We start from the raw sequence: 12603 nt of genomic DNA on the forward strand, positions 1-12603 counted from the left end.
CATCCCCACACGACATTCAACCGACAGGACCGATCATGCCGATTTACAATGCGCCCGTGCGCGACATGCAGTTCATCCTTCACGACGTGCTGGACATCCCCGCCTCGGGCCTGCCCGGCCATGACGAGCTGGACCGCGACTTCACCGAGGCGGTGCTGGATGCCGCCGGCAAGCTGGCGACCGACATGCTGTTGCCGCTGAACACGGTCGGCGACCAGCAGGGCTGCGTTCTGGAAAACGGCGTGGTGCGCACGCCCAAAGGCTTCGACGCTGCATTCGAGGCGATGAAAGAGGGTGGCTGGACCGCACTTGACTGCGATCCCGAATATGGCGGTCAGGGCATGCCCTATGTTCTCGGACTGGCGACGGGCGAGATCTTCGTCTCGGCGAATATGGCCTTCAACATGTATCAGGGCCTGACCCATGGCGCCTATTCCGCGATCCACACCCACGGCACCGCCGATCAGAAGCAGAAATACCTGCCGAAGATGGTGTCCTGCGAATGGACCGGCACCATGAACCTGACCGAGCCGCACGCCGGCACCGATCTGGGCATGCTGCGCACCAAGGCAGAGCCGCAGGATGACGGGTCCTATGCAATCACCGGGCAGAAGATCTTCATTTCCGCGGGCGATCACGATCTGGCCGAGAACGTCATCCATCTGGTGCTCGCCAAGGCCCCCGGCGGGGGTGAGGGCACGAAAGGGATCTCGCTGTTCATCGTGCCGAAATTCCTGGTGAACGAAGACGGCTCGCTGGGTGAGCGCAACGGGGTGAGCGTCGGCAATCTCGAAGAAAAGATGGGCATTCACGGCAATGCCACCTGCGTGATGAACTATGACGGCGCGAAGGGCTGGCTGCTCGGCGATCTCCACAAGGGGATGCGCGCCATGTTCACGATGATGAACGAAGCGCGGATCGGCGTCGGCCTTCAGGGCTATGCCGTGGCCGAGGCCGCCTATCAGAACGCGGTGGAATACGCCAAGGACCGGCTTCAGGGGCGCGCGGTCACCGGGGCGAAAGCGCCCGAGAAACCCGCCGATCCGCTGATGGTGCACCCTGATATTCGGCGCTCGCTCATGGATCAGAAGAGCTTCCTGGAAGGCGCGCGGATGCTGTCTTTCTGGGGCGCGCATCAGATCGACCGCGCCAATAACGGCGATGACGCTGCCGAGGGGATGATTTCGTTGCTGACTCCGGTCATCAAGGGTTTCCTGACCGATCGCGGCTTCGACGTGACGGTGCTGGCTCAGCAGGTCTATGGCGGCCACGGCTATATCGAAGAACACGGGATGAGCCAGTTCGTCCGCGATGCCCGGATCGCGATGATCTATGAGGGCGCGAACGGCATTCAGGCTCTGGATCTGGTCGGGCGCAAGCTGGCGCAGGATGGCGGAAAATATGTCATGGCCTTCTTCGACGAGGTGAAGAACTTCATCAAGGAGCATGACGGGGACGAGGCTCTGAAGGGCGATTTCCTCGAACCGCTGAAAGCCGCGTCGAAGGATCTTCAGGCCGCGGCGATGTTCTTCATGAATAACGGCATGAAGAACCCGAACCACGCGCTCGCCGGATCTTATGACTTCATGCATCTCTTCGGGCATACCGCTCTGGGGTTGATGTGGGCGCGCATGGCGGTCGCGGCGAACAAGGCACTGGCCGACGGCACCGGTGACAAGAGCTTCTATGAAACCAAGCTCGCCACGGGCCGCTATTACATGAAGCGCCAGCTTCCGATGACCGCGACCCATCTGGCGCGCATCGAATCCGGTGCCGATCCGGTCATGGAACTGGACGCCGAGCAGTTCTGAGGGCTTGATGAGCGCGGCGGTCCGTGCCGCCGTGTTCATTTATCCTGACAGGAGTTCGTAATGATGTTTTTCACACCCCGCGCAGCGCTCGCGTCACTTGTGCTGGCCGCGACCCTCGGGCTGAGCGCCTGCGCGCCCACCGGGACCCCGGCCAGCGAAAGCTATGCCAGCACCAGCCTTCTGGACTCCGGGCAGCGGCAGTCACTGGCCGACCGGGTCGCCGCATTCGACCGCGACCTGAACAGCGGCAATATCGCGGCGCTTGTTTCCTATCTGCCGCCGCGCATGATTGCCGATCTGGCCGACGAGATGGGCACCTCGCCCGAGTTCGCAACCGCCGCGGCGGGCGCGATGATCTCCGGGCTGACTTCCGAGCTTGAGATTGCTGGCCGCAGCGATATCTCGCAGGCGCTGATCGGCGAGACGGATGAGGGCCGGCCCTACGCACTTGTGCCGGGCGTGGCGCAGATCAGGGCCGGCGGGCAAAGCGCCACCCAGCAGGTCACGACGCTGGCGCTGATCGATGGCGGCGAATGGTATCTGTTGGGGCTGAGCGATCCCGAGACGCTGACCGATCTGCGCCGGGCCTATCCGGAGTTCCGCGGCGTCGCGCTTCCGGCCGGCGGCAATTGAGTTCACAGTCGCGCCCGGCGGCCAGTTGGCCGGGCGCGATCTCATCCGACACCCGGCCCGGCGCCGGAACATCATTCGCAAGCGAGGCACAGATGAACCGCCATCACCGACCGCGCATCCGCATCGCGACCCGCCCCAACGTAACGGGTGACCACGCATGACCGCGCAGCTTTTCTGTTTCGGAGAATCCGGCAACGCCTATAAGGCCGCGCTGACCATGGAGCTTTCCGGCTATGACTGGGAGCCGGTCTTCGTCGATTTCTTCAATGGCGAAACCCGCAGCACCGCCTTCCGTGAGATCAACGCCATGGGCGAGGTTCCGGTGCTGCGCGAGGGCGATCTGACGCTCAGCCAGTCGGCCGTGATTCAGCTTCACGTGGCCGAGCAGACCGGCAAGTTCCTCGGCAGCGACCGGACCGAGCTGCTGCGCTGGCTGATGTTCGACAATCACAAGCTTTCGGCGCAAGCCGGACCGGCGCGGTTCCTGATGAACTTCATCCCCGCCGAAAAGCGCCCGGCGGGCGCGGCTGAATATCTGCTGGGGCGGCTGAAGTCGGCCTATAAGGTTCTGGACCAGCATCTGGATGGCCGCGACTGGGTGGCAGACAGCGCCCCGACCATCGCCGATTTCGCCTGCTGCGGATATCTGTTCTATCCCGAGCCCTTCGGCTTCGACCGCGCCGAATGGGCCAATATCGACCGTTGGCTGGACGGCATCGCCGCCCTGCCCGGCTGGAAACACCCCTACGATCTGATGCCCGGCAAACCTTCCGACCGGGCGCAAAAGGAGGATTCATGACCGACGCCTTTATCTATGACGCCGCCCGCACGCCGCGCGGCAAGGGCCGCAAGGATGGCAGCCTGCACGAAGTGACCTCGCTGTCGCTTTCGGCGCGGCTGCTGAACGCCATGAAAGAACGCAATGGCCTGGAAGGTCATGCGGTCGAGGATCTGATCTGGGGCAATGTCACCCAGGTCAAGGAACAGGGCGGCTGCCTGGCACGCTCGGCCGTGCTGGCCTCGGAGCTGGATGAATCGATCCCCGGGCTCTCGATCAACCGTTTCTGCGCCAGCGGAATGGAGGCGGTAAATCTCGCCGCGAACCAGATCCAGGGCGGGGCCGGAAACGGCTATCTCGCCGGCGGGGTCGAGATGATGGGCCGCGTGGCGATGGGCAGCGACGGGGCGGCGATCGCCGTCGATCCGACGCTGGCCATGAAAAGCTATTTCGTCCCGCAAGGCATCAGCGCCGATATCATCGCGACCGAATACGGCTTCACCCGCGAAGAGGCCGACGCTCTGGCGGTCGAATCCCAGAAACGCGCCGCCAAGGCCTGGGAGGAAGGCCGTTTCGACAAATCCATCGTGCCGGTGAAGGATCAGAACGGGCTGACCATTCTGGAGCGCGACGAATATATGCGCCCCGGCACAACGGTCGAGGATCTGGGCAAGCTGAAGGCCAGCTTTCAGGAGATGGGCGAGGTGATGCCCGGCTTCGACAAGGTGGCGATGCTGAAATATCCGCATCTGGACCGGATCAACCATATCCACCATGCCGGGAATTCGTCCGGCATCGTGGACGGGGCCGCCGCCGTTCTGATCGGCAATGAGGAATTCGGCAAGGCCAATGGCCTCAAGCCACGCGCCCGCATCCGTGCGACCGCGAAGATCGGCACCGATCCGACGATCATGCTGACCGGCCCGGTGCCGGTCACCGAAAAGATCCTCGCCGATAGCGGCATGTCCATCGGCGATATCGACCTGTTCGAGGTGAACGAGGCCTTCGCCTCGGTCGTGCTGCGCTTCATGCAGGCGTTTCAGGTCGATCCGTCCCTGGTCAATGTCAATGGCGGCTCGATCGCCATGGGTCACCCGCTGGGTGCGACCGGCGCAATCATCATCGGCACGCTGCTCGATGAGCTGGAGCGGCAGGACAAGAATGTGGGTCTGGCGACCCTCTGCATCGCGTCCGGCATGGGCGCGGCCACCATCATCGAACGCGTGTAAGAGGAGGCTCAGACATGACCGAGTTCACCATGAACAAGGACGCCGACGGCGTCGCCACGATCACCTGGGATGTGCCCGGCAAGTCGATGAACGTGCTGACCGAGGCCGGGATCCGCGAGCTGGACGGCCTCGTCGATGACGCGCTTGGCGATGATGCGGTGAAGGGCATCGTCATCACCAGCGGGAAGGCGGATTTTGCAGCCGGGATGGATCTGAACGTGCTCGGCTCGATGAAGGATCAGGGCGGCGCCGAGGCGGTGTTTGATCTGGTCATGCGGCTGCATGGCGTTCTGCGCAAGATCGAGCGGGCGGGCATGGACCCCAAGACCAACAAGGGCGGCAAGCCGATTGCGTCTGCCCTGCCCGGCACGGCGCTCGGCATCGGGCTGGAACTGCCGCTGGCGACTCATCGGATCTTCGCGGCCGAGAACCCGAAGGCCAAGATCGGCCTGCCGGAAATCATGGTCGGCATCTTCCCCGGCGCGGGCGGCACGACACGGCTTGTGCGCAAGCTGGGTGCAATGGCGGCGGCGCCTCTGCTGCTCGAAGGCAAGCTGAACAATCCGGCCAAGGCGAAATCCGCCGGGATCATTGACGAGGTGGTCGCAGACCCGGTCGCCGCCGCGCGGGAGTGGGTGCTGAACGCGACCGACGGCGATATCGTGAAGCCATGGGACGCCAAAGGCTACAAGATGCCCGGCGGCGAACCCTATCACCCCGCCGGTTTCATGACCTTTGTCGGTGCGAATGCAATGGTGCATGGCAAGACGCTGGGCGTCTATCCGGCGGCCAAGGCATTGCTGAGCGCGGTTTATGAAGGCGCGCAGGTGCCCTTCGACACCGCCCTGAAGATCGAGGCCCGCTGGTTCACCAATGTGCTGATGAACCCGAGCAGCGGTGCGATGATCCGCAGCCTGTTCATCAACAAGGAGGCCTTGGAAAAGGGCGCGAACCGTCCCGATGTGCCGGATGAGAAGGTGAAGAAGGTCGGCATTCTGGGCGCCGGGATGATGGGTGCGGGCATTGCCTATGTCAGCGCCAATGCCGGGATCGAGGTCGTGCTGATCGATGCCAAGCAGGAATCGGCGGATAAGGGCAAGGCCTATTCCGAAGGCCTGCTGGACAAGGGCATCAGCCGCAAGAAGGTCACCGAAGAGAAGAAGGCCGAGGTTCTGGGCCGGATCAATGCGACGACGGATTATGCCGCTTTGGAAGGCTGCGATCTGATCGTCGAGGCCGTGTTCGAAGATCCCTCCGTCAAGGCCGAGGTCACGGCGAAAGCCGAAGCGGTCATCCCGGATACGGCGATCTTCGCGACCAACACCTCGACCCTGCCGATCACGGAACTGGCCAAGGCCTCGTCGCGCCCTGAACAGTTCATCGGCATCCACTTCTTCTCACCGGTGGACAAGATGATGCTGGTCGAGATCATCAAGGGCAAACAGACCGGGCCGCGCGCCGTGGCGAAAGCGCTCGATTTCGTGCGCCAGATCCGCAAGACGCCGATCGTGGTCAACGATGCCCGCTTCTTCTACGCCAATCGCTGCATCATCCCTTACCTCAATGAGGGGATGCGGATGCTGGCCGAGGGCGTGAACCCGACGCTGATCGAAAACGCCGCGAAGATGATGGGGATGCCTCTGGGTCCGCTGCAACTGGTCGATGAAACCTCGATCGACCTTGGCGTGAAAATCGCCAAGGCCACGAAGGCGGCGATGGGCGATGCCTATCCCGACGGCGCGGTCGATGAGGTGCTGTTCTGGATGGCCGATCAGGGCCGCATGGGCCGCAAGTCGAATTCCGGTTTCTACGCCTATGACGAAAAGGGCAAGCGTCAGGGCCTGTGGGACGGGCTGGACGCGCGCTTCCCCGAGGCCGACGACCAGCCCGAACTGACCGAGGTGCAGCACCGGCTGATGTTCGCGCAGGTGCTGGAGGCGGTGCGGGCGCTTGAGGAAGGCGTGCTGGAAGACATCCGCGAGGGCGATGTCGGCGCGATCCTCGGCTGGGGCTTCGCGCCCTGGTCGGGCGGTCCGTTCTCATGGCTCGACATGATGGGCGCGACGCGCGCGGTGGAAATCTGCGACCGGCTGGCCGCCGAGCATGGCGAACGCTTCAAGGCGCCGGATCTTCTGCGCGAGATGGCCGAGAAGGATCAGAGCTTCTATGGCCGCTTCGGCGCGCAGAAGAAGGCTGCCTGATCCCGGCGGTTTCGCAAAAACTTATGGGACGGGGGCCAGCCGGCCCCCGTTTTTCATGGCCGCCCGCCCTCGGCGGTGCCTGCCAAGGCCAGCAACATGTGCCAGATGCAGCGTCGCGCGGGCTTCCACCGGAGCGATGGCGGAACTTTAACAGGCTCATGCTGTTGATCCGTCGTGATTTCACCCTATGCTGCGCGCGAATTGCCGCGTCAGACGCCAGGAAGGAAAGCAATGACCACGGAAACCAAACGCGCCGCCGAACAGTCGCAGCAGCAGATCGAAGAGGTCACTGCCGTCGTGCTGCCCGAGCCGCAGTCGGACGTGGTCCCGCTGGAGACCGCGCAGGAGCCGGTGGCAGAGGAAATTCGGCGCCGCATGGACGAGATCAACCTGAAAGATACCGGGTCGATCGTGCATTTCGGCTCGGCCGCGCAGTCCGAGCTTCAGGAGATCAGCCAGTCCATGCTGGTCGATGTGAAGAACAAGGATGTCGGGCCGGCTGGCGAATCCCTGCGCGATATCGTCACCACCATCCGAGGCTTTTCGGTCAGCGAACTGGATGTGCGCCGCAAGCGCAGCTGGTGGGAAAAACTGCTGGGCCGCTCGGCGCCATTTGCGAAATTCGTCGCCAATTACGAGGATGTGCAGACCCAGATCGACAAGATCACCGAAGAGCTGATGAGCCATGAGCACCAGCTTCTCAAGGATATCAAGTCGCTCGACATGTTGTATGACCGGACTCTGAATTTTTATGACGAACTCGCGCTCTATATCGCCGCGGGCGAGGCCAAGCTGCGCGAACTGGATGAAGATCTGATCCCCGCCAAGGAGGCCGAGGTTCAGGCCAGCGCGCAGGACGATCAGGTCATGGAGGCGCAGGAGCTGCGCGATCTCCGCTCGGTCCGCGACGATCTGGAACGCCGCGTGCACGATCTGAAACTGACCCGGCAGGTGACGATGCAGTCCCTGCCCTCGATCCGGCTGGTGCAGGAAAACGACAAGTCGCTGGTCACGAAGATCAACTCGACACTGGTGAACACCGTGCCGCTCTGGGAAACCCAGCTGGCACAGGCGGTCACCATCCAGCGTTCGGCGGAAGCGGCGGGCGCGGTGAAGGAAGCCACCGATCTGACCAATGATCTGCTGACCTCGAATGCCAAGAATCTGCGCGAGGCCAATGCGAGCATCCGGACCGAGATGGAGCGTGGCGTCTTCGACATCGAATCGGTGCGCACCGCAAATGCCGAGCTGATCGCCACCATCGAGGACAGCCTGCGCATCGCGGATGAAGGCAAGGCCCGCCGCGCCGCTGCCGAGGAAGAGCTGGTCCGCATGGAAGACGAGCTGCGCCGCACGCTGGCCGCGTCCCGCTCGCGTCAGCAGCAGGTCGAGAACCGGACAGCCACGACGTGAGACGAGACGGCATCCTGACCGGACGCTCCGCCCCCCGCTCGAGCCGGCCGGGGGTTTTGGCGTTGTTGGGTGCCCTGGCTCTGGCCGGATGTGATCAGCGTGAGGTCGAGGCACCGGCCCCCGCGCCCGAACCCGTGGTCGCGCCTGCGCCTCGTATCGCCTCTGCCCCGCCGGTCCCGCGCCCCAGCTCGGCGCTGCGGGCAGCGCGCGCGAAACGCGCCGCCCTCCAGGCAGAAGTCGCAAGCGAGGCGCAGAACACGCAGGCGAGCCAGACCATGCATGGCTATTTCGAAGGCGTCGAGGACATGCTGACCGCCCGCGGCCAGCTGCGCCGAGATGACGGTGCAGAGATCCCGCTGAGCGTCGATCAGCTGACCCGCGATTTCGTCGATATCGCGCTGTTCGATGAATATACCCGCAACGGGGCCGAGCTGGTGGCCGGGGCGCAACCCTCGCGTCTGCGGCGCTGGGCGCAGCCGGTGCGCATTTCGGTCGAGTTCGGGGATTCGGTGCCACCCGCCACGCGGACCCGCGACCGGGCGCAGGTGCATGGCTTCGCCGAACGGCTGGCCGAGGTGACCGGCCATGACATCGAGGTCACGCCGGGCCGGGGCAATTTCACCGTGATGTATCTTAACGAGGATGAACGCCGCGCCATCGGCCCGCGCCTGGAAGAGGTCGTCCCCGGCATTCCCGAAGCAGATATCGAGGCAATCCAGGCGCTGCCGGCGCAGAATTACTGCACGGTCTTTGCCTATTCCATCGGCTCCAGCCCGCTTTACTCCGAGGCTGTGGCCATCATCCGGGCCGAGCTTCCGCCGCGGCTGCGCAATTCCTGCGTCCATGAGGAACTCGCTCAGGGAATGGGGCTGGCCAATGACAGCCCCGATGCGCGCCCCTCGATCTTCAACGACGACGAGGAATACGCGCTGCTCACCCGCCATGACGCGCTTCTTTTGCAGATGCTCTATGATGACCGGATGAAACCCGGCATGACCGCCAAGACGGCAGAGCCGATCGCCCGTGAAATCGCCGCCGAGCTGCTGGAATGACCGACCGGCCCGGCAGCCCGACCTGATCTTCTTCCTGCGGAGCGATCCGCGCCAGCTACGGAGACCCTCATGGCCCTGTTCGACTTTCTCTCGGGCGAGTTCATCGATGTCATCGAATGGACGGATGACAGCCGCGACACAATGGTCTGGCGGTTCGAGCGCCGCGGCAACGCGATCAAATACGGTGCCAAGCTGACGGTGCGCGAGGGCCAGGCGGCGGTCTTTGTCCATGAGGGTCAGATCGCCGATGTGTTCGGGCCGGGGCTGTATCTGCTGGAAACCAACAACATGCCGATCCTGACCTCGCTTCAGCATTGGGATCACGGTTTCAAATCGCCCTTCAAATCCGAGATCTATTTCGTCAACACCACGCGCTTCAACGATCTGAAATGGGGCACACGCAACCCGATCATCGCCCGTGATCCGGAATTCGGCCCGGTGCGCATTCGCGCCTTCGGCACCTATTCGATGCGCGTCACCGAGCCCGCGAAATTCATGGCCGAGATCGTTGGCACCGATGGCGAGTTCACCCGCGACGAGATCACCTTCCAGCTTCGCAATATCATCGTGCAGGAATTCTCGCGCATGATTGCATCGTCGGGCATCCCGGTGCTGGACATGGCCGCCAATACCGATCAGCTCGGCAAGATGGTGGCCAAGGCCATCGCGCCGACCATCGCCAATTACGGGCTGACCATCCCGGAATTCTATATCGAGAATGTCAGCCTCCCCGATGAGGTCGAGGCGATGCTGGACAAGCGGACCTCGATGGGAATCGTCGGCGATCTGGACCGTTTTGGCCAATATGCGCAGGCTGAGGCAATGCTGAACGCCTCGCAGAACGAGGGCGGCGCCGGCGCGGGGATGGGCGCCGGGATGGGCGCTGCGATCGGCATGGGCATGGCGGCGGGCCAGCTTGGACCCTGGGGCCGCAGCCCCGCATCGCAGCCGCAACCTCAGCTTGCCGGGCCGCAAAGCGGCGCCATGCCGCCGCCCCTGCCCGGCGCGCGCAGCGAAACCGTCTGGCATATTGCTTCCAATGGCGAAGCTGACGGCCCATATGGCCGCGGTCATCTGGGCCGGATGGTCCGCGATGGCAGCTTTACCCGCGAGACGCTGGTCTGGACCGCCGGGCAGGATGGCTGGAAGCCGGCCGACGAGGTCTCGGAACTGGCGCAGCTTTTCACCGTCTCGCCGCCCCCGCCGCCGCTTCCGAAATCCTGACCTCACATGACATGGCGCGGCCGGGCATCCTCCCGGCCCGCGCCCTCCGAGCCCGGATCACCTCATGCCCACCCCTCCGAGCGAGTTCCGCTATCCCTGCGAGCAATGCGGCGGAAGCCTGACCTTTTCGCCGGGCGAGCAGTCGCTGAAATGCCCTTATTGCGGCCATATCCAACAGATCGGGCCGGGCGCCGCGCGCGCTCCGGCGCGGTCCGACAGAGACGGCGCGGATGGCGCGCGAGAATTGCTGCGCGAGCCCGCCACCGGGCGTGCCTTGCAATGGGATGCGGGCCACAAAGTGCCGCAGCTGCGCGAAATCCCGTTGGATCGGGGTTTGCGGCTCGATACGGACAGCGATCTGACCCAGCAGATTCGCACGCTTTCCTGTCCGAATTGCGGCGCCAGGTTCGAGTTGGAGGCCGAGCGTCACTCGGCGCTCTGCCCCTTCTGCGCGACCCCGGTGGTGACCGACACCGGCGCCACGCGGCAGATCAAGCCGCAGGGCGTGGTGCCCTTCGTGGTGACCGAAGAGCAGGCTCATGCCGCGCTTGAAGACTGGCTCGGCCGGCTGTGGTTCGCGCCGTCGGGGCTGGTGAAATACGCTCGTAAGGGTCGCAAGATGGCCGGGGTTTACTCGCCGTTCTGGACATTCGATGCCGATACGGTTTCGGAATATTCGGGGCAACGCGGCGACTGGTATTATGAAACGCGCTGGGTGACCCAAATGGTCGATGGCAAGCGCCGCCGCGTGCAGCAGCGGGTCCGCAAGACCCGCTGGCGCGCGGTGCGCGGTCGCGTCAGCCGGTCTTTCAACGACGTTCTGGTGCTGGCATCGTCGGCCCTTCCGCGCCGGATCACCGACGCGCTGACCCCGTGGGACCTGTCGCATCTGCGCCCCTACAGTCCGCAATATCTTCAGGGTTTCGAGGCCGAGGGCTATACGATCCCGCTCGACGCCGGTCACGACATCGCCCGGCAGGAAATGGCGGCCGTCATCACGATGGATATCCGCCGCGACATCGGCGGCGACGAGCAGCGCATCGGCAGCGCCCGCACCGATCATTCCGGCGAGACGTTCAAGCATGTCCTGCTGCCGGTCTGGTCCGCCGCCTATCGCTATAGCGGTAAATCCTATCGCTTCGTCGTCAACGGCCAGTCGGGCCGGGTCGAGGGCGAACGGCCCTGGTCGATTTGGAAGCTCACCGTCGCGATCATCGCGGCGCTGATCGCTCTCGCGGTCTTCCTCTTCGTCGCACAGCAGAGCGGCTATGTCCGGTTCGACAGCAACGGGTTTTCGCCCGGCGACGCGTATATTATCCAAGGTTACTGACCCGAAGGAGACGGTCCATATGATCCTGTGCTGCGGCGAATCCCTAATCGACATGCTGCCCGAGGGCGGTGCCTTTCTGCCCCTGCCGGGAGGCTCGGTCTACAATACTGCCGTTGCTCTCGGTCGTCTTGGGGCTGATGCGGGCTATCTCTGGCCGCTCTCGACCGATGATTTCGGAGCTGCGCTGCGCGGGCCACTGGACAAGGCAGGTGTCGATATGTCGCTCTGCCCCGAGACCGCACGGCTGACGACGCTGGCCTTCGTTTTCCTTAACGACGGAAATGCCAGCTACAGCTTCTATGACGAGGGCACGGCGGGGCGGATGTTCGACAGCGCCGAGATTCCCGCCTTGCCCGACACGATCGATGCCCTGTTCATTGGCGGGATCAGCCTCATCCAGGAGCCCTGCGGCTCGACGGTCGAGGAAATGGCACAGCGGGCCTCGGAAAAAGGCGCTGTCATCATGGTCGATCTGAATATCCGCCCCAGCCTGATCGACGATGAGCGTGCCACGCGCGACCGGCTGGAAGGGCTGATGCGGATCGCCGATATCGTGAAGATGTCGGACGAGGACGCCACATGGCTGTTTCCCGATCACGCCCCGGCCGACACCGCCGTGCAGCTTCTCGATCTGGGCCCCCGGCTGATACTGCGCACCCATGGCTCGGAGGGCGCGACGGCGATTTATCGGGGCGGAGATGTGCACCGCCCCGCCGATCAGGTCGAGGTCGCCGATACGATCGGCGCGGGGGACACGTTCAATGCCGGGCTGCTGACGGCCCTGTCCGAATCCGGCAAGCTGTCGAAAACCGCGCTGGACGGGCTAGATGACGAGACGCTGCGGGACGCGCTCGACCTGGCCGGGCGCAGCGCCGCCGTGACCGTGTCGCGCGCCGGGGCGAACCCGCCCTGGCGTGACGAGCTGTGACCGA

General features: G+C 64.1%; 10 protein-coding genes. All 10 read left to right on the plus strand.

What is annotated here, in order from left to right; translation table 11 throughout:
• Window positions 1-35: 35 nt before the first annotated feature.
• The 10 genes from PAF18_RS07215 to PAF18_RS07260 all read left to right on the plus strand — a co-directional run bounded on the left by PAF18_RS07215 (window position 36) and on the right by PAF18_RS07260 (window position 12599).
• Window positions 36-1811 (plus strand): acyl-CoA dehydrogenase C-terminal domain-containing protein, encoded by a 1776-nt coding sequence (locus tag PAF18_RS07215; RefSeq protein ID WP_271117922.1) that lies wholly within the window; start codon window positions 36-38, stop codon window positions 1809-1811.
• 60 nt (window positions 1812-1871) lie between these two features.
• Entirely contained in the window at window positions 1872-2444 is a 573-nt protein-coding gene (locus tag PAF18_RS07220) for a hypothetical protein (RefSeq protein WP_271117923.1), read from the plus strand.
• 157 nt (window positions 2445-2601) lie between these two features.
• Window positions 2602-3243, plus strand: coding sequence for a glutathione S-transferase family protein (locus PAF18_RS07225; RefSeq protein ID WP_271117924.1), 642 nt, complete (start codon window positions 2602-2604; stop codon window positions 3241-3243).
• The gene (locus PAF18_RS07230) at window positions 3240-4451 is read left to right on the plus strand and encodes an acetyl-CoA C-acetyltransferase (protein ID WP_271117925.1); all 1212 of its coding nucleotides are present in this window, start codon (window positions 3240-3242) and stop codon (window positions 4449-4451) included. Before PAF18_RS07225 ends, PAF18_RS07230 begins: the two co-directional genes overlap by 4 nt.
• 14 nt (window positions 4452-4465) lie before the next feature.
• Window positions 4466-6652: a 3-hydroxyacyl-CoA dehydrogenase NAD-binding domain-containing protein gene (locus PAF18_RS07235; RefSeq protein WP_271117926.1), complete on the plus strand. Its 2187-nt coding sequence runs from the start codon at window positions 4466-4468 to the stop codon at window positions 6650-6652.
• 231 nt (window positions 6653-6883) lie between these two features.
• Window positions 6884-8065 carry a toxic anion resistance protein gene (locus PAF18_RS07240; RefSeq protein ID WP_271117927.1) on the plus strand — a complete coding sequence of 394 codons (1182 nt, stop codon included), beginning with the start codon at window positions 6884-6886 and terminating at the stop codon, window positions 8063-8065.
• Between the two features lie 62 nt (window positions 8066-8127).
• On the plus strand, window positions 8128-9117 hold the full coding sequence (locus PAF18_RS07245) for a DUF2927 domain-containing protein (protein WP_271117928.1): 990 nt from the start codon (window positions 8128-8130) through the stop codon (window positions 9115-9117).
• Between the two features lie 69 nt (window positions 9118-9186).
• Window positions 9187-10341, plus strand: coding sequence for an SPFH domain-containing protein (locus tag PAF18_RS07250; RefSeq protein ID WP_271117929.1), 1155 nt, complete (start codon window positions 9187-9189; stop codon window positions 10339-10341).
• 64 nt (window positions 10342-10405) lie between these two features.
• Window positions 10406-11671 (plus strand): TFIIB-type zinc ribbon-containing protein, encoded by a 1266-nt coding sequence (locus PAF18_RS07255; RefSeq protein WP_271117930.1) that lies wholly within the window; start codon window positions 10406-10408, stop codon window positions 11669-11671.
• A gap of 19 nt (window positions 11672-11690) precedes the next feature.
• The gene (locus tag PAF18_RS07260) at window positions 11691-12599 is read left to right on the plus strand and encodes a carbohydrate kinase family protein (protein ID WP_271117931.1); all 909 of its coding nucleotides are present in this window, start codon (window positions 11691-11693) and stop codon (window positions 12597-12599) included.
• Window positions 12600-12603 lie beyond the last annotated feature (4 nt).

This window comes from Paracoccus sediminicola, assembly GCF_027912835.1.
Lineage (GTDB): Bacteria > Pseudomonadota > Alphaproteobacteria > Rhodobacterales > Rhodobacteraceae > Paracoccus > Paracoccus sediminicola.